Source organism: Syntrophobacter fumaroxidans MPOB (assembly GCF_000014965.1).
Classification (GTDB): Bacteria; Desulfobacterota; Syntrophobacteria; order Syntrophobacterales; family Syntrophobacteraceae; genus Syntrophobacter; species Syntrophobacter fumaroxidans.
Map to the genome: position 1 here is coordinate 4,185,841 of NC_008554.1, position 25,047 is coordinate 4,210,887.

At 60.6% G+C, this 25,047-nt stretch carries 23 protein-coding genes and 2 tRNA genes; 14 read left to right on the forward strand and 11 right to left on the reverse strand.

All coding sequences use genetic code 11. The annotated features are described in order from the left end of the window. Positions 1–34: 34 nt before the first annotated feature. The gene (locus SFUM_RS17670; RefSeq protein WP_011700218.1) at positions 35–844 is read right to left on the reverse strand and encodes a sulfite exporter TauE/SafE family protein; all 810 of its coding nucleotides are present in this window, start codon (positions 842–844) and stop codon (positions 35–37) included. Positions 845–1,223: 379 nt separating this feature from the next. Beyond that, positions 1,224–1,646, reverse strand: a complete 423-nt coding sequence (gene yedF, locus SFUM_RS17675) for a sulfurtransferase-like selenium metabolism protein YedF (RefSeq protein WP_011700219.1) — start codon at positions 1,644–1,646, stop codon at positions 1,224–1,226. Between the two features lie 622 nt (positions 1,647–2,268). Between yedF and SFUM_RS17680 the strand changes: the two genes are divergently transcribed. The 4 genes from SFUM_RS17680 to SFUM_RS17695 all read left to right on the forward strand — a co-directional run bounded on the left by SFUM_RS17680 (position 2,269) and on the right by SFUM_RS17695 (position 4,978). Beyond that, on the forward strand, positions 2,269–2,724 hold the full coding sequence (locus SFUM_RS17680) for a MarR family winged helix-turn-helix transcriptional regulator (protein ID WP_011700220.1): 456 nt from the start codon (positions 2,269–2,271) through the stop codon (positions 2,722–2,724). Positions 2,725–2,738: 14 nt separating this feature from the next. Further along, the gene (locus SFUM_RS17685; RefSeq protein WP_011700221.1) at positions 2,739–3,077 is read left to right on the forward strand and encodes a DUF4405 domain-containing protein; all 339 of its coding nucleotides are present in this window, start codon (positions 2,739–2,741) and stop codon (positions 3,075–3,077) included. A 55-nt stretch (positions 3,078–3,132) separates the two neighbouring features. Then, positions 3,133–3,909 carry a bifunctional 2-polyprenyl-6-hydroxyphenol methylase/3-demethylubiquinol 3-O-methyltransferase UbiG gene (ubiG, locus tag SFUM_RS17690; protein ID WP_011700222.1) on the forward strand — a complete coding sequence of 259 codons (777 nt, stop codon included), beginning with the start codon at positions 3,133–3,135 and terminating at the stop codon, positions 3,907–3,909. A 526-nt stretch (positions 3,910–4,435) separates the two neighbouring features. After that, positions 4,436–4,978, forward strand: a complete 543-nt coding sequence (locus SFUM_RS17695; RefSeq protein WP_011700224.1) for a hypothetical protein — start codon at positions 4,436–4,438, stop codon at positions 4,976–4,978. A 248-nt stretch (positions 4,979–5,226) separates the two neighbouring features. Here the strand turns inward: SFUM_RS17695 and SFUM_RS17700 are convergent, their stop codons facing one another. From SFUM_RS17700 to SFUM_RS17715, 4 genes are all read right to left on the reverse strand, one after another. Continuing rightward, entirely contained in the window at positions 5,227–5,565 is a 339-nt protein-coding gene (locus SFUM_RS17700) for a helix-turn-helix domain-containing protein (protein WP_011700225.1), read from the reverse strand. Then, positions 5,540–5,929: a type II toxin-antitoxin system RelE/ParE family toxin gene (locus SFUM_RS17705; RefSeq protein WP_011700226.1), complete on the reverse strand. Its 390-nt coding sequence runs from the start codon at positions 5,927–5,929 to the stop codon at positions 5,540–5,542. Before SFUM_RS17705 ends, SFUM_RS17700 begins: the two co-directional genes overlap by 26 nt. Before the next feature lie 285 nt (positions 5,930–6,214). After that, positions 6,215–6,769 (reverse strand): cysteine hydrolase family protein, encoded by a 555-nt coding sequence (locus tag SFUM_RS17710; protein ID WP_011700227.1) that lies wholly within the window; start codon positions 6,767–6,769, stop codon positions 6,215–6,217. Between the two features lie 44 nt (positions 6,770–6,813). Then, the gene (locus SFUM_RS17715) at positions 6,814–7,530 is read right to left on the reverse strand and encodes an SDR family NAD(P)-dependent oxidoreductase (protein ID WP_011700228.1); all 717 of its coding nucleotides are present in this window, start codon (positions 7,528–7,530) and stop codon (positions 6,814–6,816) included. A 547-nt stretch (positions 7,531–8,077) separates the two neighbouring features. On the opposite strand from SFUM_RS17715, the gene SFUM_RS17720 reads away from it, so the two are divergent. The 4 genes from SFUM_RS17720 to SFUM_RS17735 all read left to right on the forward strand — a co-directional run bounded on the left by SFUM_RS17720 (position 8,078) and on the right by SFUM_RS17735 (position 11,988). Then, positions 8,078–8,719, forward strand: a complete 642-nt coding sequence (locus tag SFUM_RS17720; protein ID WP_011700229.1) for a DUF2238 domain-containing protein — start codon at positions 8,078–8,080, stop codon at positions 8,717–8,719. A 253-nt stretch (positions 8,720–8,972) separates the two neighbouring features. Beyond that, a complete protein-coding gene (locus SFUM_RS17725) occupies positions 8,973–9,833 on the forward strand; it encodes a class I SAM-dependent methyltransferase (RefSeq protein WP_011700230.1) in 861 nt (286 codons plus the stop codon). A gap of 541 nt (positions 9,834–10,374) precedes the next feature. Beyond that, the gene (locus tag SFUM_RS17730) at positions 10,375–11,220 is read left to right on the forward strand and encodes a PP2C family protein-serine/threonine phosphatase (RefSeq protein ID WP_011700231.1); all 846 of its coding nucleotides are present in this window, start codon (positions 10,375–10,377) and stop codon (positions 11,218–11,220) included. 33 nt (positions 11,221–11,253) lie between these two features. Then, complete coding sequence (locus SFUM_RS17735) at positions 11,254–11,988, forward strand: FHA domain-containing protein (RefSeq protein WP_011700232.1); 735 nt, start codon at positions 11,254–11,256, stop codon at positions 11,986–11,988. 33 nt (positions 11,989–12,021) lie between these two features. On the opposite strand, the gene SFUM_RS17740 is transcribed toward SFUM_RS17735, so the two are convergent. After that, complete coding sequence (locus tag SFUM_RS17740) at positions 12,022–13,008, reverse strand: M28 family peptidase (protein ID WP_041440896.1); 987 nt, start codon at positions 13,006–13,008, stop codon at positions 12,022–12,024. Positions 13,009–13,754: 746 nt separating this feature from the next. Between SFUM_RS17740 and ftsH the strand changes: the two genes are divergently transcribed. Then, positions 13,755–15,578, forward strand: coding sequence for an ATP-dependent zinc metalloprotease FtsH (gene ftsH, locus SFUM_RS17745; RefSeq protein WP_011700234.1), 1,824 nt, complete (start codon positions 13,755–13,757; stop codon positions 15,576–15,578). A gap of 139 nt (positions 15,579–15,717) precedes the next feature. After that, complete coding sequence (locus SFUM_RS17750; protein WP_011700235.1) at positions 15,718–16,731, forward strand: ankyrin repeat domain-containing protein; 1,014 nt, start codon at positions 15,718–15,720, stop codon at positions 16,729–16,731. Positions 16,732–17,491: 760 nt separating this feature from the next. On the opposite strand, the gene SFUM_RS17755 is transcribed toward SFUM_RS17750, so the two are convergent. Then, positions 17,492–17,983 (reverse strand): DUF4395 family protein, encoded by a 492-nt coding sequence (locus SFUM_RS17755; protein ID WP_011700236.1) that lies wholly within the window; start codon positions 17,981–17,983, stop codon positions 17,492–17,494. A gap of 816 nt (positions 17,984–18,799) precedes the next feature. Here SFUM_RS17755 and SFUM_RS17760 point away from each other — a divergent pair. Then, positions 18,800–19,585, forward strand: a complete 786-nt coding sequence (locus SFUM_RS17760; protein WP_011700238.1) for a sialate O-acetylesterase — start codon at positions 18,800–18,802, stop codon at positions 19,583–19,585. Positions 19,586–20,027: 442 nt separating this feature from the next. On the opposite strand, the gene SFUM_RS17765 is transcribed toward SFUM_RS17760, so the two are convergent. Further along, positions 20,028–20,105 (reverse strand) — tRNA-Glu (locus SFUM_RS17765). Between the two features lie 53 nt (positions 20,106–20,158). Continuing rightward, positions 20,159–20,234, reverse strand: a tRNA-Lys gene (locus tag SFUM_RS17770). 947 nt (positions 20,235–21,181) lie between these two features. On the opposite strand from SFUM_RS17770, the gene SFUM_RS17785 reads away from it, so the two are divergent. Continuing rightward, positions 21,182–21,757, forward strand: a complete 576-nt coding sequence (locus SFUM_RS17785; RefSeq protein WP_041440902.1) for a flavin reductase family protein — start codon at positions 21,182–21,184, stop codon at positions 21,755–21,757. Between the two features lie 228 nt (positions 21,758–21,985). Here SFUM_RS17785 and SFUM_RS17790 read toward each other — a convergent pair whose 3' ends face one another. After that, positions 21,986–22,672, reverse strand: coding sequence for a Crp/Fnr family transcriptional regulator (locus SFUM_RS17790; protein WP_011700241.1), 687 nt, complete (start codon positions 22,670–22,672; stop codon positions 21,986–21,988). 316 nt (positions 22,673–22,988) lie between these two features. Here SFUM_RS17790 and hcp point away from each other — a divergent pair, with 316 nt between their 5' ends. Together hcp and SFUM_RS17800 are read left to right on the forward strand one after the other, a co-directional pair. Beyond that, positions 22,989–24,617, forward strand: coding sequence for a hydroxylamine reductase (gene hcp, locus SFUM_RS17795; protein ID WP_011700242.1), 1,629 nt, complete (start codon positions 22,989–22,991; stop codon positions 24,615–24,617). An 84-nt stretch (positions 24,618–24,701) separates the two neighbouring features. After that, entirely contained in the window at positions 24,702–25,010 is a 309-nt protein-coding gene (locus tag SFUM_RS17800; protein WP_011700243.1) for a hypothetical protein, read from the forward strand. Positions 25,011–25,047: the final 37 nt, after the last annotated feature.

Consider the following 25,047-nt stretch of genomic DNA (forward strand, 5'->3'; position numbering starts at 1 on the left):
GGACGAGGCAAACGGGACGGGGCAGCGGATGGTTTCAACAACTCCGTTCGGTGTCGATCGCTTGCCCGTGCGGGGTGTTTCCGGCAACGAAGGCGGTCTTACGGGGGGGATTGGCCTTAAGGTTGCGAATACCGGGCCAGATGAGGACTGCCGAGAAAAGAACCCTCAGGTACGCCTCAGGCATATGGTTTGCCGCCATCCCTCCAATTATGCCGCCTCCGATCACGCCGGGAACCAGGCCGATCAGATGTCCCGTTTGAACATTGTTGAGCCTGAAATGGGTCCATGCCCCCACCGAGCCTGCAACGACCATGGCGGCAAGTGAAGTGCCGTTCGCGGCATGTTGAGTGAAACCCAGGCACAGAACCATTGCGGGAACCATGATCGTGCCGCCTCCAACTCCCATCATGCCTGAAGCGAAGCCGGCAAGAGTGCCCGATGCCGGCAGGATCACTGCCCGTGCTTCCTGGCTGGGGAAAAACGATTCGAGATGGGGAAGGTAGGGTTTGGCCAGCATCATCGCGGACACGAAGAGGAGAAAGGCGCCGAAGGATCTTTTCAGCTTCCACTCCGGCAAGGCGTGTGCGAATCGTGCGCCGATTCTTGTGGTGAAAATGGCGGCCGTGGCCAGAATACCGGCGGCGGTGAGGTCGACCGACCCGTTCTGGAAGTACGTCACAGCCCCTGCGAGTCCCGTGAAAACGACTGCAACAAGACTTGTGCCGTGCGCCCGATGCTGTGTCATTTTCAGGAAATCCACCATGAGGGGTATCATGATGACTCCGCCGCCAAATCCGACCAGGCCGCCAAAAACACCTCCAATAAGTCCGATGATCAGGCTCACCAGCCTCCCCCCTAGCAATTCGAGAAAACGGATTGGGACACAAGCGGCAAAAACCCGTCCAGTCCGACCGGCTCTTTCAGAGTAAAAGACCTTCCAGGCTCGTCTACCGCTCCTGCCTGACCCGGTCTGCTTCCGAATCGCCGTGATAAGGAGATTGTACGCACGGCCGTGTCACGAATATCGCAACTCTGGTCAGGACAAAAGAACTTTGTTGCAGCGAGATTGGAAACCGGAGGCCCCCGCCGGTGCGCGGGAATTTCTTGCGGCGCCGGAAAAGACGATGGTTTTTCTTCAGCATATTGAATGCGGGGGGGCGGTACTGACCACACCGTCCCCCTTGTGGTTTCCAGTCTGCGTCCGAACGATGTGTCGCAAACATTTAGCCGAAAGAAATCACTTTTTCCGCCACCTGCATGGCGGTCACGATATCCAGCATGTTTGCGGCGGCACCCACCCGCCTTTTCTCCACCAGGCCGAAAGTCTCCAGGCATTTGCCGCAAACGAGAATGCCGAGACCATCCCGGGCCAGTTCCTGGAGGGGGGCCAGTGCTTCAGAGCCTTCCGCCGCCAGTTTGACTCCACCATTCAACAGCACGAGACGCCACAATTCGTCCTTCATCTCTTTCATCGTCTTGACAAAACTGATGACTATGCCCCGTCCCAGTTCGTCGTTTCCCCTTCCGACGCAATCGGTCGCCAGGATGACCAGGGTTTTCATGGAATTATTGTCATCCTGTTTGTTTTCCGCGCCCGGGGCACCAGAAGCCTGTTTTTTCTGCTCACCTTGATTCTTCTCTGCCATCTTCTCCTCCTTGTGATGCTTTACGGAATCGATTTGCCGCACTCCGGGCTGCCTTCGCTTTTCTTGTCCTTGCCTGCGCGCGACCGGCCCGGACCTTGACCCGGCAGACCGCCGGATCAGGCCGGTCCGGTACAACGAAGCTCAAGCGAAAGGCTTCGAAATCTCTCAAACAAGTCCGCCGGAGCGGCGTCCATCAGAGGGTCTCCACCTTACTTGGCTGAAGTCGGATCCGGATCGTAGGTTGAGAATATTGAATTCCATTTATCGGGTCCAACGAATTGTTTCGAACATATCAATCGATTTTTTTGATAAAAGAGAATATGAAATGGAGCTTCGGCAACTCAAGCGACTCAAAACGGCGACAGCGGCAAATCCGTTGAGTTTCGATAAATCGGCGGGGCGGCTTCATCACGTGTAATCGAGTGTTTCGCTTCGGCCGGACAGCCTTGAGGAAGACGTGCAGTCATTCGACCGTCCGGGGAAGCGGGTCCGATCGACGGAGACCGGGACGCGGCTGCTTCAGCATGCAGGCAGGATTCCGGGTCCGGGCAAATCGCTCCGTCAAAAATACTTGACAATGTCAATGATATAAACAATGATATGTAGCGAGGAGAACAAGCCGATGACAACCGGAGATTTCGACTTGCACCACGCCGGGGATGAGCCGCATCTCATTCGTGAGATCATGCGCACGCACCAGGCGGTGCTGAACGTGTTCAGCCGCCGGGTGGGAATGCCGGCAGCGCGGCTGGCGCTGATGCGACTCCTTGGAACTTGCCGCTCGGAGGCCGTCGGGGTCATGTGGATCGCCCGGCAACTGGGCATCGATGCGGCGGCGGTCACTCGCCAGGTGCAAGCCATGGAAAGGGAGGGGCTGGTCGAGCGCTGCAAAGATGCCAGGGATGGTCGACGCAGTCACGTCAAATTGACGGATGACGGGCTGAGGGCTTTCCTCCAGGTGCACGAGCGGGCGCACGCTTTCGAGCGGGCACTCGGCGCCGACGTATCCGCGGAAGACATGGCCGCAGCGGCACGTGTCCTGGTTCGCCTGCGTGCCGCTCTCGAAGCGTTGCCCTGAAAGGAGCAAACCGAATGAAAAACACCGGCACGAAGTGGTTCAACCTGCGGGGTTTCGTCATGCTCACAGCGGCCGTTTCCGGTCTCGGGCTGCCGATCACCGGTCTGGCCAACCACTGGCACCAGATGGAATCCATGCTGTCCGTCTCGCGACACGCCTGGATGTCGGCACACAACGTTCTGGGCGTCCTCTTCATTGTATCGAGCGTCTCGCACGCGCTTCTCAATCGTCGCACATTCCTCAACCACGTCCGAGGTCGTGCCGTCCGTCCGGGCATAAGCAAAGAAGCCATCGGGGCCGTCATCCTTGTCGTGGTAATGCTGTCCATTGCGGTGGGCCACGCGATTCACTAGGAGCTCCACGACTCAGCCTCATCGAGGGGAGATCACTCGAACACGGGGAGGATTCATGCGGATCGACAATGAAGTATACCAGACGTACGGCCATGAATGGTGGTCCGAGAATGCCGGCTTCAATGTGTTCAGCCTCAGATATTGCATGAATCCCGTGAGGTACGGGTATTTCAAACGCAAGCTGCGGGAGCTGCGCCTTCCGGGCGGGACGATCTTGGACGTCGGCTGTGGAGGCGGTCTTCTGGCGGAGGAATTCGCGCGGGACGGTTTTGCCGTAACGGGTATCGATCCGGCGACTCGTTCCCTCGAAGCGGCGCGCAAGCATGCGGCCGACACCAACCTGGAGATCGATTATCGTGAGGGAAAGGGGGAAGCCTTACCGTTTCCCGACGGCTCCTTCGATATCGTTGCCTGCTGCGATGTGCTCGAGCACGTGGACGACCTCGGCCTGGTGATCGGAGAAGTCGCGCGCACGTTGAGGGCAGGGGGAGTATTCTGCTACGACACGGTCAATCGGACCTGGTTCAGCAAGCTCGCTTTGATCAAGATCAGCCAGGACTGGGGCTTCACCAGCTGGAGCAAACCCAATGTCCATGTTTGGGAGAAATTCATCAAACCGGCCGAGCTTATTGCGGTCATGAACCGCTGCGGGCTCGCGAACCAGGAGCTGAGAGGCATTTCCGCGAGAAGGAATCCCCTGGCACTGATCGCCGGTCTGCATGCCCTGAAGAAAGGAAGGCTGAGCAATCGGGAGATGGCTGCCGTCTTCGCGTTACGTGAAAGCGAAGACCTGAGAGCGTCCTACATGGGGTATGCCGTCAAAAGTCGCTGAGTCCGACTCCGACCACGGTTGACAAACCCATTGCCTGAGCAATAATGTCGCCATGACCGCGCGCCGTTGTGGCCGCGGCACGAGAACCCCGCCTGCCCCCGTCGGCACGCGGAGCATGTGATTGAGACCGCTCGTAATACGAGCCGAACCCGGAAGGAAGTGCGCGGGGACAAGCGGCTGAATCAACCGACGGGGCTTTGGGCGATCAGCCTTGAGACAACCCTTGACACCCTCTGCCCCCACTTCCGTGAGGCAACAAACCCGATGCGCCGCAACGGCTTCTTTCCCGGTGGACCGGCCTGCGGCGGTCCGGACCTGTCGACAGCCGCGTTCGGCAGGTGCCGCGGGAAGGACTGACTGTGACGGCATCGGGATCGACGCGCAAATGCTCAGGGGTCTGCCGGACTGCATCAGGGCCGACCGTCAGACGCGATGAGACCGGCCTTTCCCCGGGGACAGGTCCGGTGGATGCCCATTCGCCGCCGGTCGGGTTTGGCTGCCGTCCACCGAAGAGGAACATCTTGATATGAGCGACGCACAGGTGAACGCAGAGCGAACCCCCGCCCCGGAACTGCGCAAAAACTGGCGGTTTTATGCGGGGATGACGTGTTTCGTGCTGGCCTGGATTCTCCCGGCCTTCAGTCCTCTGGTGATCTGGCTGCAGCTTCCGAAAGCTGTCACGGCCTTCGTCATCGGCGCCCTCCTGGTCGGAGGACCGGAAGTCTTCATGATCCTGGCGGTCCTTTTCTGGGGGCGGGAAACCCTCAACCATTACATGGCGAAGATCCGTTCCCTCATGAAGATCAGGATTCCTTCACGGCCCGTATCGAGGCTTCGCTACTATCTCGGGCTGACCATGATGATTGGAAGCGTTCTCCCGCTCTACCTCTACGGTTATTTCCCCGGCGCGATGCCGACGCAGGACACGGTGAAAATCAAGATCCTCGCGGGGGCCGACGTCCTGTTCATCGTGAGTTTCTTTGTCGCGGGGAGTGAATTCTGGGAGAAGTTCAAACGGCTGTTCGTCTATGAAGGGCGATACGCGGGGGATGAGGATCCTTCCAAATAAGGCGGAGGAAAGCGCCTCCCGCCGGTCTGCCGTTTGAGGCCCGGAAGCGGACGCAGGCGGTCCGGGCCTGATCCGGCGGGATCATCGCCGCCCCGGTTCGGTGCGGTTCGGCGCGCATCGTCATCGCCGGAATTCGCGCAAAAGATCCGCGGCACCCCTTCCCGTTCTGCTTGCCAGGATCGGTCCTGAGCGAGACGATATGGTGTCATGATATTATGACATCAAGCTTTGATGTGGCTCAGAGCGAGTTAAAGGATGGCGTCGATCCCTTTGGTGCGGATCACATTGAGAAGAGCCAAAACCGCGCCCGCTGGGCGTTTAAGGCCGCGTTCCAACTGCGATACATAGCCAACCGTCAAGTTGAGAACATGAGCAAAGACGGCCTGGCTCATATGCGCTTTCTCACGCAGTGCCCGGATATCATCACCGCTTAGCGGCTCCAATTTGGCCCTTTCCTTTACGCCAAGGTGCCGCATGGTGATCTTTTCGTAGGCTTCTTTGTCCAAAAGCCCTGCCTGCCCCATATCTTTGGCCGTCTCCAGCATGGCTTTGGCCAGCCCGCTAGGAGTCTTGTTTTTCTTCGTCATAACCCACCTCCTGTAAGAATCCTCCATCAAGGGCGCGCATAAGGCCTTGATCGTTTGCGGTGAGCCAGCCCGTCGCGATCTCGCTTAGCGTTGCGAGCTCGTCGTCCTCGATGTTGTCGCGCTCATTCTTCGCAAATCCATACAGGAACACAGCTCGATCTCCGCAACGGTAAGCCGCGAGAACCCGATATCCAGCCGAGCGGCCACGCCCTGCCCGCCCCACGCGCTGCTTAATGACCCCGCCGCCCAAGTCCGCATCGATCATCCCACGCTCCGCGCGTTCAATCGCTTCGCACAAGCTTTGATCCTTGATTCGTTCGCGCCGCGCATAGCGAACAAACCATTTCGTTTTGAATACTCGCACGCACCGCCCTATCGTTCAATGAATTATAGTGCTACGAACTATAATTTTCAACCCCGTTCGCGAAGCGCCTTCTTGAGTCCTTCCCTTTCGGTTTTCCTCTTCCCGAATCGACAAGATCATTTCATATTAAGGGATTATGCGCCAATGACGTCACAATTCAATGATTGCACAGCACCATGACACTATGAGGCCATGACACGGAAACTGTCGCCATTGTGAGCCAAAAGGGCGGAAGCGGTAAAACCACGCTCGCCGCCCCGGTTCGGTGCGGTTCGGCGCGCATCGTCATCGCGGGAAGTCCCGCAAAAGATCCGCGGCACCGACCACCCTGGCGTACACGGAGCCGAGCGCCGCCAGGAACGCCTTGTGCACGTGTACGGCGGGAATGAGCTCATCTCCGAAAGTGAGCGCCCTGGCGGCGCAGGCGTCGTGCACCACGGTGCAGCCGAACCCGTGGTCGAAAGCCGCGCGGGTGGTGGCATCCACGCACATGTGCGTCATCATTCCGACGACGACCACATGGTCGATTTCAAGACCTTTCAGGTGTTCCAGGAGGGGCGTGTTCCGAAAGGCGTTGGGGAAATTCTTGGGGAAGACCGTCTCGCCGGCCAGCGGTTCCACGGTTTCGTGGATTTCGACGCCCTTCGTTTCCGGGAGAAAAAAGCTTGCCCCGGGTCGAACGGAGAAGTGCCGGATGTGCACGAGCGGCAGCCGTCTGCGCCGGAAGAGGGAAAGAACGTCTCGTGCCGCAAGACCCGCCTCGACGCTTCCCTCCACCTCCATTTTCCCGCCGGGGAAGTAATCGTTCTGAATGTCGATGAGTATGAGTGCCGGATTCATCGTTCGTGGTCCTTTCCCGTTCGTTGTTGGGCCCCCGGCGGCGGTCAAAGCCTGCGATAGACAAAGCCCGGAAGCAGCCTCAGCAGCCACGCGACGAGGCGCCAGCGCCGGGTGACGTAAACGCGGGCGGCCTTGCGCCGGATGGCCGCGACGATCTGTTCCGCGGCCTTGCGCGGCGGTGCCACCCAGAAGAGTCCTTCGCCCCTGGCCATAGCGGTATCGACGAATCCGGGTTGAATATCGGTCACCACGATGGGCAGGCCGGCTCTGGCGGCCTTGATCCTGAGCCCTTCGAGGTAATTGGCGGCAAATGCCTTGGATGCATTGTAGGCCGGGGCATCCCACCCGCCGCGAAGGGCGGCGATGGAGGTTATCCCCACCAGGTGCCCGCGGCCGATCCGTTTGAAATGTTGGAAGGCGACGTTCGCCATGGCGGCGAACCCGGAAACGTTCACATCGATGGTCGCTTTTTCCTCGGCCCAGCCGAGGTCGGGGTTGATGAACCCGGTGCCGGCGCTGACGACCATCAGGTCGAGCCCGCCCATTGCTTCGATGAGCCGCTCCAGAAGACCCATCGAAGCCGGGAGGTCGGACACGTCGATGGCTTGGACGAAAACCGGCCCCCGCAGCTCGTTTTTGAGGTCTTCGAGAAGATGCAGCCGCCTGGCGGCGAGGCCCACCGCGTAGCCTTCGCGGGAGAGGATTGCAGCCAATTCCCGTCCGATTCCGGAGGATGCCCCGACAATGATGGCTTTTTTCATCTCTCCCATACCTCGCCCGATGCCGTTCGCGCCGACGGCTTTCCGTGCCCCGCGCGGGAGGGACCCATTCGCGGGGAATCCTCTTCGACGGGCATGCGGCACCTTTGAACCCGCACAGCCCGGGCGGCGATTGGCCTCTTCGCACACGCGGATGCGAAAATGGCGCGCCGCTATCCTCGCGGTCTCACGCCTCTTAGGCGGCGGCTCCATTTCACCCGGCACATGTATTGCCTCGCTCTTATACCAGAAGATACCCCGGCGCGGTCTCTAAAAATCACCTGGCGGCGGACGGGGCAACGGAACCGGGAACGATTCGGGATCGGGCGCGGCAAGCGTTGCCGGGAGCCGCATTTCGGATCGCGACGGGGTTGGTGTTGACAGTGTCGGATTTCTGCCATAGAAGTGCGTGTGCATGCTCCGGGACGCAAACGGACATCCGTTGCACGGAGTCGATTCTGCCTTTTGAGGCACGGGATCGGGCAGATGCCTGCCGGCGAAGCCTCGAGCGTGCCGATGCGCAAGGCTCAATTCCAACCGGGATGGCGCCATGGACAACACGAAGAAAGCACTGCTGTCGGTTTTCTGCATCGTTTTGCTCTGGTCCGGCATTGCGCCGCACGATTATTTCACGTGGTTTCTTGAGGTTCTGCCGGCGCTTCTGGCGCTCCTGGCCCTTGCCGTCACCTGGAACCGGTTCAGATTCAGCAACTTCATATACGTCGTCGTCTGCATCCATGCGGTCATTCTCATGATCGGGGGCCATTACACCTATGCCGAAGTCCCGGTGGGGTACTGGATTAAGGACCTCTTCGACTTCGAGCGCAATCACTTCGATCGCCTTGGACATTTCGCCCAGGGATTCACTCCCGCGCTGATCATGCGGGAAGTCGCGATCAAGCGGGAAATCATCCGAGGCCGCGGCTGGCGGTTCTTTTTCATCGCGTCCGCGGTGCTCGGGCTCAGCGCCTTCTATGAGTTCTTCGAATGGTGGACGGCGCTCGCCACCGGCGAAGCCGCCGCCGCTTTTCTCGGCACGCAGGGCGATGTCTGGGACACGCAATGGGACATGTTCATGTGCACGTTGGGGGCCCTGACCGCGCTCGCCCTGTTCCGGGGGCTGCATGACAGGTATTTGAATGCCCGGCCCGAAATCGCCGGTTCGAACGTCACGCGCGGGCGGGCGGTCTGATTTCGAGCCGGCCGATCCGTCGTGTTCCCATTCTCGAAACCGGGGGCCGGGCGCGGTTGCGCGCCACGGCTCCCATCCGGACCCGTCAGGACGCATTCCCGCTACGGCAGATGGAAATCGGCACGCGCCGAAATTCGCGATTGAGGTTGTGATATCATCCCCCTTTGCGGTAGAGTGAGCATCACACGCTCGCTTTACACGACGTTGCTCTCCGGACTCACTGAATCTCCGGGACATGAAAGGGCCATCCGAAATGGGAAAGCTGCTGCCCGATCAACTCAAAGAGTTGTGGCGCTGCGTCGATCGCGGACAGTTGACGCGGGAGGAGTTCGCCCGGGAGCAGGAACGGCTTCTGGGCGGCTACCGGGAGCGGTGGGAGGCGGCGCTCCTCACCGGCGGCCACACCGACCTGGAATCGAGCCTGATCGGCGAGTTGGCCCTCTACTTCGGACACGATGAATCGGAACACACCCGGCTGCAGTGTTCGGACGCCCTGGCCAACGTCAAAGGCGAATGGCACAAGGCCGTCGACCCCGGGGACCGGCGGTCCGTCGAACGGTTCTATGAGGAGAGCCGGGCCATGATCTATGAGCTCGTGTGGTGGCACACCCTGTGCGAGGATACCTCTCCTCTGGCCTATGTGACGGCCCTGCATTTCGCCGAATTGCACGGCTGTCGAACGACGCTCGATTTCGGGGCGGGGGTGGGCTCGGGCGGCATCGTCTTCACCCGTAACGGGTTGAAGGTTACCCTGGCCGACATCAGCACATCCATGCTGGATTTCAGCCGGTGGCGCTTCAACCTCAGGGGTCTCGAAGGGGAATTCACGGATCTGAAGACGGATACGCTTCCACCCGGGGCCTATGACCTGGTGGTGGCGATGGACGTCTTCGAGCACCTGGTGGACCCGGTGCGGACGGTGGACGATCTGTGGCGGGCCATGAAACCGGGAGGTTACCTGTTCGGCCGGTTTCACGCGGAACTGGACGAAGACCGCCCCCATCACATCGTCCGGGATTTTGCGCCGACTCTCGAACGGCTGCGGACGCTGGGTTTTGAGGAATGCTGGCGTGACGAATGGTTGTGGGGGCACCAGGCGTTCCGCAAAACGTGATTTCAACCCCGCCCGACGGTCGCGACGGCTCGGGGAGGGGTCCCCCCTCGCGGCAGCCGGGACATGCCGATTTGTCCCCGCTTCGCGCGCGACGGCCTCCGTGCGTCGCGAGTTCCTTTGCCTTGCCTGTATCGATTATACTTTTTCTCCCCATTCCCGATGATATCGAGTTCTTCCCGGCCTTTCGCTCCGGGGCGTCTGTGGCGGAATAATATTAATTAATATTAATCAGTTATATTGCCAATGAAGTGGACTCCGCCTCCGACACCCGGACGAACGTCTCGCCGGCGCGCTCGAAAGTGCCCGGATTCCCGGCGCGAACCTCGAGATTTCCTTATCCCTCGCCGGTTTCTTGACGATTTAATGTGCAGAGCCCGACCGTGAAATGAATTTCGATGATCGAAACAGAATTTCCCAAAAGGTGTTGCTCAACGGTTCGCAGTCGATCCTGCCGAACCCGGGCGATGTAGTCGCTCCGGTCGGCCGGTTCGTCTTTGCCTGTGTAACGCCGATCGCCAATGGCGCGTTGAGGTGAATGAGCATGATGGTTGTCGAGGCTTCGGGACTTACCGATAAAGGTAAGGAGCGCGCGAACAACGAGGACGCTTTGCTGGTGGATGACCAACTGCAGTTGTACGTCGTGGCGGACGGCATGGGCGGGCATCGGGCGGGCGAAGTGGCCAGCGAGTTGGTGGTGCGATCCATGTCCGGGTTTTTTCGGAACAGCGGGCGAGTTGCCCGGAGCCGCGAGCGAGAGGAGGACGGGGAAGAGGTGCCTTCCGACCCGACACTCTCCGCGGAAGCCGGTCGTCTCCTTGCCGGCATCCGTCGGGCCAATCGAGCCGTTTACGTGCAGGCCCTGAGCAACGATGAATGGCGGGGTATGGGTTCCACCGTGGCCGCGGTGCGGTTCACCGACCGCGGAATGATCGCCGCCAACGTGGGGGACAGCCCCATCTGGCTGGTGCATGGCGACCGCATAGAGATGCTGTCCGTTGCGCACACCGTCCTTTCCGAGGGGCTGGTTTCGGAACGAGAAGAAGCCGGCCGGCGGTTCGGCCGGATACTCACCAGGGCCATAGGCGTGGGGGAGACCGTCCGGGCGGACATCTGCGAGGCCCAGTGTTTTGCGGGCGATGTCGTGGTCATCGGCTCAGACGGCCTGAGCAACCACGTGCATCCCGATGAAATCATGGACGTGGTGCGCGGCGACAGTCCCGCCTCGGCGTGCAGGCTGCTTGTGGACCTGGCCAACCGGAGGGCGGGGGACGACAACATCACGGTGATTGTGATCAAGGTGAAAAATGTCGGCCGTCGTGCCGGTTTTGTGTCGAGATTTGCGACGACGATAACGGCCGGCTTGCGCAGATTGGTTTCGAAAGCGTAGGGCGATGGGTTTTCGCTCAAAGGAGTGTCTGACATGCCTATGGTGAAGATGAAATTCGAGGGGGAGCCGGTGCGGGAATTCTGGATCGGGAGGGGAGGGTTCCTGAGCATCGGCAGGGAAAAGAGCAACGACGTCGTCATCGACAACCTTGGCGTCTCGCGCTTCCACGCCAAGATTGATTCCGTGGACGATCGCTTCCTGCTCACGGATCTGGACAGCAAGAACGGCACCTACGTCAATGAAGCGCCCGTCACTTCGCATTGGTTGAGCCACGGGGAAGTCATCACCATCGGCAAATATACCCTGGCGTTCATATGCGATGACGCTCCGGTTCGACCCGGGGCAGATGACGAGTCTCCCCTCGAGCAGACCATGATGCTGAGCTCCGAGAAACGCCAGGAACTGGTTGCGCGAAGTGCTCCGAAAATTTCCGGCGTCGAGGTCGAAAAGGAGGAAGTGGGCGTCCTGTCTTTCCTTGCGGGCGGAAGCGGTGAGATGACGCTGCAGAAAAAACTGACCAAGATCGGCAAGGATGCGCTCAGCGACATCGTCGTGAGCGGCCTGCTGGTGGGCAGGACCGCGGCCGCCGTCAGCAACCGGCCCACGGGATATTACCTCAGCTACGTCGGCGGGCTTGCCAAGCCGAAGGTCAACGGCGAAACCGTGCGGGAGTCCGTCAAGCTCAAGGAGTTCGACGTGATCGAGGTCGGTTCGGCAAAAATGCAGTTCCTCCACAAGTTCGTGAGCAAGGAACAGGCCGGCGCGTGAGCGCCCGACGAGTGCATTCGCCTTGTCCCGGGCTTATCTGTCGAAGGCGATCACCGCTGCATGGACGCCCTGCACCACCATGCCCATCCGTTTGTAGTCGAGGGTATCGGCCGTATCCCTGGCGGTACGGTAATTCGGGTTTCGCAGAGCGGCCGTATCCGTGATCGCCACCGCGCGGTAATCGGCCTGCCAGTAGTTGCGGTGGTCCGAAAAGTCGATCCCCGAGAAGAAAAGGGGCGCATTGACGGAAAACACGGGCAGGGGCGAAGCGCCCGTCATGGCCGTCTTGACCCGGCGCACCTCATCTATCTGGCCCAGGTTCCCCACCACGGCGATGAAATTTCCTTTGGACGAATAGAGCCATTCCAACTGCTGCACGGGATATTTCTGACTCCCCTCCCTGTCGCTGAAGCAACCGATCATGTCCAGGCAGATCATGACCCGCACCGCGCGGTTCTGCGTTCTCAGCGAGAAAGCGTGAACGGCGCTGCCCATTCTCGGCGTTCCCCAGTAGGGCGGCTGCGCGAGAGCGTAAGCAACCAGTTCCACCTGGGTCTTCAACCCGGTTTTGCCGAGCAGACCGGCCAGCTCGATCAACCCCGCGACCCCGCCGGCGTTGGCATCCGCTCCCGGGGAATCCCCGAACGCGTCGTAATGCGCCCCCACGACGATCCGCTCATCCGTCTCCGGCCCGAAATGGGCGCTCACGTTCCGATACACCGAACCCTCATCGTCGAACGCCTGTTCGACAACCCGTCCTCCCGCATTCTGGAATTCCTGCCGAATGTATGCGGCCGCGCGATTCATGTTCTCCCGGTTGCCCCCGTTTCGCGGGTGAAGGGTCTGTGAGAGAGTTCGCACATGCCCTTCCAATCGCGCCGTATCGACGGCGGCGGGAGCCGCTTTGGTCGGCGCCGACGACGGCATGGTCACTATCGGCTGGGTGACCACAAACCACACCGATGCCGGAATGAGCGCAACGACCACAACCAGCAGGACAAACTTGAGTATGAATTTCATAAGCCTCTTCTTTGCACCTTCTTTCCAAAGGATTGATCCGTGTTGACTCAACTGCCCGTACGAATAATGGATCGGCGGATCGAAGCACCTTCTACAGCGGCGCAGGTTAAAATCTGCGACCGGAGAAGCGGGAAACCGGTCGATCCTCTGCAAGGACGCTCGGTGCGTCCGTCTCGAACGGGGTCGCGCATGGCCCCCGGCAAAATGGGTTCCCGGGCGGCCGGGGATCGCTCGGGCCTGCCCCCTCCCGTCGTCGGCCAATGGAGTATACCACGAAACCGGGACGGTGAGCGTCGGCGATCGTCGAGCCGTCCGGTGAGGCCGGGTTTCGGACGCCGCCCCGCGGTTCGGGTCCCCCGAGGTCATTGACTGCATCTCATTCGGATTTAGCTTATGCTTCGAGTTGCCGACCCAATCGGTGGTTCCCGGATGCTTTTCCAATCATTCAAATCAGATGCGACTTCCTGCCCGGTATCGAGCATTCCCGATCCAAAGGAGTGCGGTGAGGGGGAAAGGGTTTGCGGCGTCCGATGTCTCCGGGTCGAGAGGAAGAGCCCGGGTGCATTGGACGAAGACGGAATGAAGAACGGTTTGGCATGCCCGCCGGCGGCCACGAAGGGTTCGAACCGAATGGCCGCCGCGGATGGGAGAAAGCGCGTCGAGGCGCCGGGACTTCCCGTCCCCCCCTCGGGTGACCGGTCACCGGATTTTCCGTTCGGCGAAGACAACTGTGGAAAGGATGAATCATGGAAACGAAAACGAAGTTCTCCCTTTGGTACGTGGTGATCGCCATCTGGGGAATACTCGCGCTGCAGAATTACATCGCCTCGCAATACGCGCCGAGGGTCGTGCCCTACAGTGAATTCCTGAGCGCCCTCAAGGACGATCGCGTCGTCGAGGTCGTCATCACCCAGGGGCGCATCGCCGGAACGATGAAAGTCACGGAAGAGGGGCAAAGCAAGGAGATCCCGTTCACCACGTTCAGGGTGGACTCCGATCTTTCCGAGGAACTCTCGAAACACAATATCAGGTTTCGCGGGCAGCCCGAGAGCACCTTTCTGCGGGATCTCCTCTCGTGGGTCCTGCCCGCCTTCATTTTCTTCGGCCTTTGGTTTTTCCTGATGAAGCGCTTGAATCCCGGTGCCGGCATGATGTCCTTCGGGAAGAACAAGGCCAAGGTCTACGCCGAAAAGGAGATCGACACCCGCTTCGAGGATGTGGCCGGAGCGGATGAAGCCAAGGCGGAACTGGTGGAAATCGTGGACTATCTCAAGGAACCCGGGCGTTATCAGCACCTTGGGGGGAGGATGCCCAAGGGGGTTCTGCTCGTCGGCCCTCCGGGCACGGGCAAGACGCTGCTGGCCAGGGCCGTCGCCGGAGAGGCGAGCGTCCCCTTCTTCACCATCAGCGGGTCGGAATTTGTTGAGATGTTTGTCGGGGTGGGCGCGGCAAGGGTGCGCGAGCTCTTCCATCAAGCGCGGGAAAAGGCCCCCTGCATCATTTTCATCGACGAGCTGGATGCCATCGGCAAGGCCCGGGGAGCGCTCACCATCGGCGGGCACGATGAACGGGAGCAGACGCTGAACCAGCTCCTCGTGGAAATGGACGGGTTCGACCCGAGGGTGGGCGTGGTCATCCTGGCGGCGACCAATCGCCCGGAAACCCTCGACCCGGCTCTGCTCAGGGCGGGAAGGTTCGACCGGCAGGTCCTGGTGGATCGACCGGATGTCATCGGGCGGGAGGCCATCCTCAAGATACATGTAAAGAAAGTGAAGCTCGGCGAGCAAGTCGATCTCAAGGTCATCGCCCAGAAGACTCCGGGGTTTTCCGGGGCCGATCTGGCGAACGTGATCAACGAAGCGGCGCTGCTGGCCGCAAGAAAGAACAAGGCCGCCATCGACATGCAGGACCTGGACGAGGCGGTCGACCGGATCATCGCGGGCCTTGAGAAGAAGAACCGCCTGATCAACCCGAAGGAAAAGGAGATCGTGGCGTATCACGAGACCGGGCACGCCCTGGTCGCCGCCTTCACCCCCGGAGCGGACAAGGTTCACAAGATTTCCATCATCCCGAGAGGCATCGCCGCCCTCGGATACACCCAGCAGCTGCCGACCGAGGATCGCTATCTGATGACGCGCGGGGAGCTTCTGGGCAAGATCGACGTGCTCCTGGGAGGAAGGATGGCCGAGGACATCATCTTCGGGGAGGTTTCCACGGGGGCTCACAATGATTTGCAGCGTGCGACGGACATCGCCCGCGCGATGGTCTCCGAGTACGGGATGGGAACGACCCTCGGGCTGACCACCTACCCGCGTCAGAACCGGCCGATGTTCCTGAGCCCGGAACAGATGCCGATGGCCGGGAAGGAATACAGCGAAGCGACCGCCGCCAGGCTCGACGAAGAGGTCAAGGAGATCGTCACCGAGAGGGCCGCGGGCGTGCGCGAGCTGCTGTCGCAATACAGGGCGCTTCTTGAGGAAACCGCGGCGGAGCTTCTGAAAAAAGAAGTGCTGGACAGCGAGGAATTCTACCGGATGGTGGAAGCGCACCGTACCGGCGGCAAACCTTAGTACAGCATAGCAACGGTGTTCCTTGTCAACTCTTGAGTCGCGTACAAGGGTGGGCTGGGCGGAGCGCAGCCCACGGTGGTAGTTCTTCATGCGCGGGACGAACAGGCTTGGTTCCTCTAACCGGGACAGGAGGGGGGCGATGGAACTCGGAACGCGTTTACGGACGGGGTACAAGGCGGGGATGCGCGCGTTGTTGTGCGCGCTGTTGTTGACGGTTGGCGTGCTGTGGACGACGGTCGTCACCGCCGGTGTGAATGACGATTTGATCAAAGCGGCAGGTCGCGGCGATCTGCCCGAGGTCGAACGGCTCCTCGCCGCGGGGGCCGAAATCAGCGCCGGGGACAAGGACGGCAGGACCGCCCTGGTTTGGGCGGCCATGCAGGGGCACCGCGACGTCGTGCGGGCGTTGCTCGCCAAAGGGGCCGACGTCAACGCCAGGACGACGAAGGAATCCGGAACGGCACTGATGTTCGCTTCCGGCAGCGGCCGCCACGAGGTGGCGCAGGTGCTCCTGGCGGGCGGCGCCGACATCGACGCCCGGGACGCGGACGGGAAAACCGCCTTGATGATCGCCTGCGGGCTGCTTCCCAAGCACCTGGTCGCCACGGAGAACCGTGAGGTCGTGCAGGTGCTTCTTGCCCGCGGGCCGGACGTCAATGCCCGGGACCGGTTCGGCAACTCGGCGTTGATGTATGCGTCCATGACCGGACGAAGCGGGATCGTTGCGTTGCTGCTCGACAAGGGGGCCGAGGTCGATGCCGTGGACAGGGAAGGGTACACGGCGCTGATGCTTGCGTTCATGAATCTGCGCCGCGCCGAGGTGGTGCCGGTGCTCGTCGCCAGGGGGGCCAGGATCGACGTCAGGGGAAATGACGGCCGGACCGCGTTGATGCAGGCTTCCGCGAACGGCTGCCACGAGGTCCTGCAGCTCCTGTTCGACAAAGGGGCCGAAGTCAATGCGCGGGACAAGAACGGCCGGACCGCCTTGATGCTCGCCGCCGAGAACGGCCACCTCGAGGTGGCGCGGGCCCTGCTCGCAAAGGGTGCCGAGGTCAACGCAGCCGACGGGAACGGGAAGACCGCCCTGGCGATTGCATCCGGAATGGGCGGCTCCGAGATGAAGGACCTGCTCGTCAAGGCGGGAGCAAAATAGCCTCGATCAGACCGCGCAGTCGTGATCGTCCGTAAGCACAGGACCCGCTTGTCAAGACGGGGACAATACAGCTCCGGGCAGACCGTAAAATCGTGATCGTCCATAGTCAGAAGAAGGGTTTGTGAAGGATAACTCCGGACAGGGGAAACCGGGCAGGGGAAGACGGCGTGCCGCCGTGGTCTTTCGCATGAAGCTGGGTTTGACTGTAAAGGAGGGCGGCGGCCGATCGGCCCGATGCGTCCTGCCCTCGAAGACCTGAGGCCTGATCGTCAGATAATCGTCAGGTGATGACGCGTAATCGTCAGACGGTCCCCATAAGCAAGTGCGCATCAAAAACGCGCCGGAGGACTGCCGGGACAAATGCCCGCCTGGAACGACGGCTCCATCGCCCGGCGGACCTCAGACCGGCCGAGCGGGTCCTTTCGAAAAACAAAAGCCGCTCGGCGGAGCCGTAATCCCCGACCGGGCGGCTTTCGGAACTGAAGGTGATGGGATATTTGCCTTCAATTATTATATTTTATGATGCGTCCCCAACCGGTTTCGGACCGGTGTCGCCGGGGTGAAGGGCCTTTCGGCGGCCGTTCCACCCCTGATGAACCCGGCATGACACGTTCCGGCGGATTGGACCGGGACGGGACCTCTTGAAAGATGGCGCAAGGCCGGGGGTTCCCGCACGCTGTTCCCTAAGAGAGGTCACGGGGTTCCTGCACGCCGTTCCGTAAAAGAGCTCACGGGTTACGCGTCCCTTTCCAGGCGAGGTTCACACTCCGCCCTGTCGGCAATCCACCCTTCCGAAAAAAAACCGAACGATGAAAGAGGGGATGCAAAACCCCGTGCTCACGTTGACGAAGGCGGCGCCCACGAGCGACCAGCCGACAATGGAGCCGAGAGCAAGCAGCCCCGCCTGGAACGCCCATGCGGCCGTCGCGAGCATGATCGTTGCCAGGGCACAGGCGAAGCGGCGGCGGGCCCCGTAGCGGGGCAACGCCGGAGCACCGGACAAATGACGCAGCCCGTGATTGTAGAAAACGTCGAAAGGGTGCCCGTGCAGAATCGCACCCAGGGCTGCAAAGGGCACCAGAGCCCATAAAATCGCCGGCGAGGCGAGCGCCGTTCCAACTGCCGCCCAGACCATGCAGATTGCCGGCGACAATCGCAGAGGATGATCGATCCGGGTGCAGACCTCATCCTCCAAACCGCAGAATCCTTGGGCCTGGATGTTCTTGCAGGCTATTCCGGGAGTTGAAGACATATTGCACCTCCACTATACTCACACCGCTGATTCCTCGCTCAGCGGCAGGTTTCGAACGTTCGACCGGGCGGGGAAACCTCGCTCGGAATCTCCCGCGAAGCTCCGACCCGCCACCACTGATTACCTGGACTATAATTCCTGCAGAAGGGGCCTACAAGCTTTCCCGGTGAGGAAAGAAGGTCTTTCCATTCGGGGCGGTCACGGGCGGATGCGGACGGAGAGCCCCGGACAGGCGAGGCAAAGAAGCCGCCACGCCGCCGTTCCCTGATTTCGACGGCGGCTCGCTTCCTCCCGTTGGTGGCCGTCGTTTCCCGGTTGCGATAACGAGAGAGCTCCATCGGGCCCAAGGATCTGCCCGCTGCCTCGTCGCGGATGCGTTCGGGGATGTGACGGCGCGGTTGCACGGTTGCGGGAGCCTGGCCCGGCGCCGGGGCGTCCCGTCTCCGGATCGCGCACGAAACGTCCCCTTTCCACCTGCTTCGGGATGCTTGAATTTCAACCGTACCGCCGTGGAAACGGTCCCGGATGCCCCGTCCATGCAATCTGCCGCAGGCTCCCCTTCTTTCCGAGGAAGCGCCCGGCAGCAACATCCGCGATCGGATCCCCGGGCAAACCCGCCAGAGCTCCCCTGAAGGAGAAAACAACCTGACTTGGCCAGTCGGTGTTTTATCGAATATATATTCTCATCCTTGAATGAAGCAATCGACCTTTAATAGTAATCATTAGTACAATTTCTCAACTCAAATAGATCTTGAAATCACCCATTTGTTTCGCTAAAATGTACCAATGTGTAAGCATAATCTCAAAGGAGGCCCTATGCGTAAAATACGAATCATTGCCATTCTTGCCGTAATGCTGGTCTATCCTTCGTTTGCCTTGTCAGAACCGATAGTCTTTATCGTTGCCGGTCAAAGCACGGCCAAATGCGGTCTGGTGGAAGAAGTGGCGACCGGTGATTTGAGGACGCCGCATCAGTTGAAGGAATACCACGTCCTTGACATGGACTATTCCGAGAAGCCGAGGATAGTGCAGACTTTCGATCAGCGCAGTCATTTCGGTCCGGAAGTGAGGTTCGTGCAGCTCTATGTCAAGGCCAATCCGTCGAGGGAGGTCATACTGCTCAAGATGGTCAAAAACGGCTCCGGGATGACCCGTTGGTCGCCGAAATGGCCGGGTGAATATGACCAGTGGACGGGGGATTTATACCGGATATTGGTTGATTTTGTCATCGAGGCCGTGGACGGCCGCGATGTCGAGTGGGGAGGCTTCCTTTTCGTCCAGGGCGAGAACGACTCGGTGTACCCGGAGCGTGCCCGGGCGTACGTGCAGAATTTGAGGAACCTTGTCAACAGGCTGCGCGAGGATCTTGGAGCTCCGAAGATGCCTGTAATGACTTCGGAGGTTTCCCCGGTACTGGAGAAATACCCTCACCAGTACCAGGTGAACCAGGCCAAGATCAATGCCGCGTTGACGGGCAGGGATATGTTCGTTGTCAGCAACAGCGCGCTTGGCTATCGGGAGGACGGCATCCATTTCACCAGTGATGCCGTGCTTCAGCTCGGGATGCGGTTCTTCTGGACGTATCGCACTCTCTTGAAATAGCTTCAAAGGAGAGACCCGTCCGTCCGTGACCCGGCCGTCATCAAGAAATTCCGGGGCGTCTTTTCTTCGCTGCTCGAACTCGGTGCTTCCCGGATAGAGCGACTCTCGCATAGGTCGGCTTGACAATATCGTTTTTCATCAGTAGGTTACTATCACCGCCGCGGTACATCTCCTTGGCCAATTGATGGCCCCCGGATCTCTGTACCGCGGCGGCTTTCGTTTTTTCGACCCGTCTTGTTACATCGTGGTCTTTTCCACAATCGACAGTTGCCGCCTGGATTCCTCCGAATTGATGTGCTCAGGAAGCACGCACGCCGAAATAAGGATTTCGGGTGCCGTGCACCCGGCAATGGACTGTTTGGGGGTGAGGCGGGAACTGGCTTGTAGTGAGGTCAAAAAAGAAAGCGGAGTACCCTAAAAGTACCCCGCTCGATTTTTGAGTTGGCGTCCCCAACCGGATTTGAACCGGTGTTGCCGGCGTGAAAGGCCGGTGTCCTGGACCGGGCTAGACGATGGGGACGCAAGGCAGAAGTGCTATCTAACGAAAGCGGCCGCGGATGTCAAGAGGTTAATTGGTGGGCCGTGCTGGACTCGAACCAGCGACTCTCTGCTTAAAAGGCAGATACTCTACCTTCTGAGTTAACGGCCCGGGCTGCCACTTCCGAGTAGACCCGTACTCGTAACACGAGGGTGGATGCCTGTCAAGCGCGAATCGACGCGCGAATCGACGCGCCGCCGCCCGCGGATGACGGCGTGAATTCCGCCCGGAAACCCGCGGCCCGGACACCTCGATCCGGTACCCTCGCAACCCCCTCCGGATCGGTCTGCCCGCGGGATGCATTACAGCTGTTGCAGCCGAACTGGCCACAATAGCTTGCGACCCCTTCCGGACCGCTCGCGGCGGGATGCGGTTGCAGTTCGCGCACATTTCCGGATTTCCCCGGGATCCTTTCGGATCGCGCTCTCCCCCAGGATGCCATCAGGGCCTCGCCGATGCCGTTTCCCATTGTTGACTTTTAAATCGCGCTCGCGGCGGGATGCGATGGAATATCCTCGACGTCCTCTGCAAAGTCCCGGCCTTTCGGATGGTCTGCCCGCGGGATGCCTTTGGCCCGCCCGCGGGATGCCTTTCGGCATGTCCCATCACGCCCGATGCGCCCCGCCGGCCGCTCTCCCGCACGCCTCCGGCCTGCCCGCCTCCTTGACTTTGCCTGCCGCAGGTTCTAGGTTTGTGGGCATGAGAAATCCACCGTGCCGGGCGATTCCGGAGCCGCCGGGAGATGTTTCGTTCCCGGCTTCGTCCCGTGATTCATGAATCAGGTGCCATGCGGTTTTCAAACCTGGCGGGACGGTGTTCTCCCGGTGCTTTGGGAGCCGGGTGTTTCGGCCCTCCGGGACATACCGTGGGCGGTTTGAAGCCTGCAACGAAAGGGGCGCATCGCCGGCACCGTGGGTCCTGAATTCCCCGGCCTGCGGGTAGAGAGGGGCACGCGTTCCTTCGAGGGTCGAAGCAAGGTCCGGATGCCCGGGCCCGCCGGGAAAGAAAGGTTGCGATTTCCATGGAAGGCGCATCAACCTGAAGAGGAGCAATCCGTCATGAAAAAGATCACCCTTGGACCGCAGACGCTCATCTATCCCATGCCCGCCTTTCTGATCGGGGCCGACGTGGGCGGCAAACCCAATTTCATGACCGCGGCCTGGAGCGGGATCTGCAACAGCAGCCCGCCAATGGTCACCGCGGCGCTTCAGCACCACCGGTACACGCTCAAAGGGATCAGGGAAAACGGGACTTTCTCGCTCAACGTGCCTTCCGTCGACCAGGTGAAGGAAACGGATTACTGCGGCATCGTCACCGGGGCCAAGGAAGACAAGGTGGCCGTCTGCGGCTTCAAGGTGTTCTACGGAAAGCTCAAGGGGGCTCCTCTCATCGAGCAGTGTCCGGTCAACCTGGAATGCAGGGTCGTGCACATGCTCAATCTCGGAAGCCACACCCTGCTGGTCGGCCTGATCGAGGAGGTTCACGTGTCGGAAGACTGCGTGACCGGCGGGCAGCCTGACGTGATGAAGGTCAACCCGCTGATCTACAGCAGCGGATCGAAAAAATCGTATTGTTCGATTGGGAAGGTCGTCGCCCCGGCGTTCAGTATCGGGCAGGAAATCAAGAAAGGCTAGCCGTCGGCGGAAGGTCCGCGGGCCGCGTCCGGCGCCTCCACGCAATTGCCCATGGCGCCGGGGTCATCCGCGAAGCATGAAAAAAGACTCCCCCGGGCGTCCACTTTCCAGGCAATTCGCCGGCGACGCCGTCGAAAGCGAGGAGGGTGATCCCCGCGCCCCGGGAATCAACGAAATCGGAGAACACCATGAGCCGCCGACCGTCGGGTGACCCCCGTGCTCCGTCCCTCACCCCGGCAGTTTTTCCCCGGCGGCCAGGTTTTCGAGCGCCTCGCGGTTGAGGATCGTGATCCTGCGCCCTTCGACCGTGATGAATTCCTGCTGGCTCATCTTTGCCAGGATCCGCGAGAGGGTTTCGGGGATCGTTCCCAAAAGGCTTGCCAGCTGGCCCTTGGTGGTGTCGAGCTCGAGCCGGTCCGATCCTTCCGCGCGCTCCCCGAGGTAGAGCAGGTAGGCCGCCAGCCTTCCGGGGACTTCCTTGAGCGACAGGTCTTCGACCATGTGCGTGAAGCGTCGCAACCGTTGACACAGGATCGCCAGCATGTTGAGGGCCAGCGAAGGCTCGCTGCGCACCAGCTCGATGAAGGCCGCGCGGGGAAAGAACAGCACGCGGCTCGCCTCGATCGCTTCCGCGTGGGCCGGGAAGGCGCCTCCCGCGAACACGGGGACTTCGGCAAAGAACTCGCCCGCCCCGAAAATGTGCAGGATCTGTTCCTTGCCCTCGAGGGACAGCTTGTAGATCTTGATCCTCCCGGACACGATCACATAGAAGCCCGTGGCTTTCGCCCCTTCCGAAAAGAGCGTCTGTCCCTTGCCGAACTTCTGTTCGATGGAAACATCCGCGACCTTGCTCAGTTGATCGGCCGGCAGGCCTTCAAACAAGGGGACTTGTGCAATCGACGCCCGTGTTTCCAAGGAAAGCTCCATCCGCGCAAAAAGTTGCAGTCATCTCGACCCGGGTCAAAGCCAACCGGCAAGGCAATGCTTATACTGCGAACCATGACCGGGTTGCACGTGCCGTTGCCTTTATAGCAGCAATAGGTTGCGGCAGCCAAAAAGAAAACCCGAAAAAAATCCTGTTGAAAGCTTCGCAGTTTTGACTCAGGTCAAGGCTCCCCACCGCAGGGGTGGTTATAGTACGCCTCACAGAGAAGGAAACAAACGTTTCGTTGGAACGATAACGGCATTTGAGGGACTGAAATCCATCACACAACAGAAGGGAGAACGGATCATGTTTTGTTATCAATGCGAACAGACGGCCAAGGGAGAAGGATGCACCAAAATCGGCGTCTGCGGCAAGCAGCCGGAAGTGGCCGACCTGCAGGATCTGCTGTTGTACGCCCTGAAAGGACTCGCGCTCCATGCGGTCGAAGGCGCCAAGGTCGGCGTCAACGATCACGAAACCAACGTCTTCACCTGCGAAGCGCTCTTTTCCACCCTGACGAACGTGAACTTCGACCCCGCCCGGTTCCAGGTCCTGATTCCCCGCGTCGTGGAATACCGGGAAAAACTCAAGGCGAAAGTCAAGGCCGCGGGTGGAAAGGTGGATTTTGCGGACCCGGCCGCGACGTTCACTCCCGCCAAGACCCTCGAAGGGCTCGTGGCACAGGGCGCCAACGTCGGGCTGAAGTCCGAGCCGGAGCTCCCCCCGGACATCGTTTCCCTGAAGCACACGCTGCTTTTCGGCCTCAAGGGCATCTCGGCCTACGCCGACCACGCGAACATTCTGGGACAACACGATGACGCGGTCTACGCGTTCATCTACGAAGCCCTTGCCGCGACCCTGCGCAAGGACATCGAGCTCGGCGACTGGCTGAAGCTCGTGCTCAAGTGCGGCGAAATGAACCTGCGGACCATGGAGCTCCTGGACGCCGCCAACACCGGCGTGTACGGGCATCCGGTGCCCACCAGCGTCCCGCTCGGCCCCAAGCAGGGCAAGGCGATCCTGGTCTCCGGGCACGACCTCAAGGATCTCGAAGAGCTGCTCAAGCAGACCGAAGGCAAGGGAATCAACATCTACACCCACGGGGAGATGCTTCCGACCCACGGCTACCCCGGCCTGAAGAAATACGCGCACTTCTACGGCCATTACGGAACCGCCTGGCAGAACCAGCAAAAAGAGTTCTCGAAATTCCCCGGGGCGATCCTCATGACCACCAACTGCATCCAGAAGCCCCAGCAGGCCTACACGGGGAACATCTTCACCACGGGCCTCGTGGGATGGCCGGACGTCCCCCACGTCACCAACCGCGATTTCTCCCCGGTGATCGAGCGGGCGCTGGCGCTGCCCGGCTTCCCCGAAACCGTGAACGGCAAGTCGGTCATGGTCGGGTTCGGCAGGAACACCATCCTGGGCGTGGCCGACAAGGTGATCGAAGCGGTGAAGAACAAGAACATCAGGCACTTCTTCCTGGTGGCAGGGTGTGACGGCGCCAAGCCGGGGCGCAACTACTACACGGAATTCGTGGAAAAGGTGCCCAAGGACTGCGTGGTGCTGACCCTGGCCTGCGGCAAGTTCCGGTTCTTCGACAAAGATCTGGGCACCATCGGCGGATTGCCCCGGCTCATGGACGTGGGGCAGTGCAACGACGCCTATTCGGCGATCCAGGTGGCGGTCGCCCTGGCCAAGGCATTCAACTGCGGCGTGAACGATCTGCCCCTGTCGCTGGTGCTTTCCTGGTACGAGCAGAAGGCCGTGGCGATCCTGCTGACCCTGCTCTACCTGGGCATCAGAAATATCCGGCTCGGGCCTTCGCTGCCTGCGTTCGTCTCCGGAAACGTGCTGGACGTTCTGGTGAAGAACTTCGACATCAAACCGATCACCACGCCGGACGAAGACCTCAAGGCCATCCTGGGATAACCCGATGGGCGCGGGACGAGCCGTTCGGGCCGTCCCGCGGCTCGCCCGGCGCGGCGGCGGGCGAGGGAATCATGGAGGAACGCGATGCAATGCCCCGGCCAGGACAAACGAACGTGGAAGCAGGACGCCATCTTCGAGACGGAATGCCCGAAGTGCGGCCACGCGGTGGAATTCTTCAAGGACGAGTCGCAGCGCAGATGCAGGAACTGCCGTTCCCTGGTTCTCAATCCGAAGATGGATTTCGGCTGTGCGTCCTACTGCCAATTTGCCGGGGAATGCCTCGGGGGGCTGTCCCCCGAGCTGACGGCCCGCAGGGAGGAGGTCCTCAAGGAAATCAACGCGATCCGGGAAAAGGGATGCGCCGGCGGGGAACCGGGCAAGACGACATCATAGCGGACCGGAGCGCATTTCGAAGCCGGACGGCGCCTTC

Coding starts and splice junctions, on each gene's coding strand:
- yedF (WP_011700219.1), bottom strand. CDS start 1,646: ATGGCAGAGAAGAATCAAGGTGAGCAGAAAAAACAGGCTTCTGGTGCC.
- SFUM_RS17680 (WP_011700220.1), top strand. CDS start 2,269: ATGACAACCGGAGATTTCGACTTGCACCACGCCGGGGATGAGCCGCAT.
- SFUM_RS17685 (WP_011700221.1), top strand. CDS start 2,739: ATGAAAAACACCGGCACGAAGTGGTTCAACCTGCGGGGTTTCGTCATG.
- ubiG (WP_011700222.1), top strand. CDS start 3,133: ATGCGGATCGACAATGAAGTATACCAGACGTACGGCCATGAATGGTGG.
- SFUM_RS17695 (WP_011700224.1), top strand. CDS start 4,436: ATGAGCGACGCACAGGTGAACGCAGAGCGAACCCCCGCCCCGGAACTG.
- SFUM_RS17700 (WP_011700225.1), bottom strand. CDS start 5,565: ATGACGAAGAAAAACAAGACTCCTAGCGGGCTGGCCAAAGCCATGCTG.
- SFUM_RS17710 (WP_011700227.1), bottom strand. CDS start 6,769: ATGAATCCGGCACTCATACTCATCGACATTCAGAACGATTACTTCCCC.
- SFUM_RS17715 (WP_011700228.1), bottom strand. CDS start 7,530: ATGAAAAAAGCCATCATTGTCGGGGCATCCTCCGGAATCGGACGGGAA.
- SFUM_RS17720 (WP_011700229.1), top strand. CDS start 8,078: ATGGACAACACGAAGAAAGCACTGCTGTCGGTTTTCTGCATCGTTTTG.
- SFUM_RS17725 (WP_011700230.1), top strand. CDS start 8,973: ATGGGAAAGCTGCTGCCCGATCAACTCAAAGAGTTGTGGCGCTGCGTC.
- SFUM_RS17730 (WP_011700231.1), top strand. CDS start 10,375: ATGATGGTTGTCGAGGCTTCGGGACTTACCGATAAAGGTAAGGAGCGC.
- SFUM_RS17735 (WP_011700232.1), top strand. CDS start 11,254: ATGCCTATGGTGAAGATGAAATTCGAGGGGGAGCCGGTGCGGGAATTC.
- SFUM_RS17740 (WP_041440896.1), bottom strand. CDS start 13,008: ATGAAATTCATACTCAAGTTTGTCCTGCTGGTTGTGGTCGTTGCGCTC.
- ftsH (WP_011700234.1), top strand. CDS start 13,755: ATGGAAACGAAAACGAAGTTCTCCCTTTGGTACGTGGTGATCGCCATC.
- SFUM_RS17750 (WP_011700235.1), top strand. CDS start 15,718: ATGGAACTCGGAACGCGTTTACGGACGGGGTACAAGGCGGGGATGCGC.
- SFUM_RS17755 (WP_011700236.1), bottom strand. CDS start 17,983: ATGTCTTCAACTCCCGGAATAGCCTGCAAGAACATCCAGGCCCAAGGA.
- SFUM_RS17760 (WP_011700238.1), top strand. CDS start 18,800: ATGCGTAAAATACGAATCATTGCCATTCTTGCCGTAATGCTGGTCTAT.
- SFUM_RS17785 (WP_041440902.1), top strand. CDS start 21,182: ATGAAAAAGATCACCCTTGGACCGCAGACGCTCATCTATCCCATGCCC.
- hcp (WP_011700242.1), top strand. CDS start 22,989: ATGTTTTGTTATCAATGCGAACAGACGGCCAAGGGAGAAGGATGCACC.
- SFUM_RS17800 (WP_011700243.1), top strand. CDS start 24,702: ATGCAATGCCCCGGCCAGGACAAACGAACGTGGAAGCAGGACGCCATC.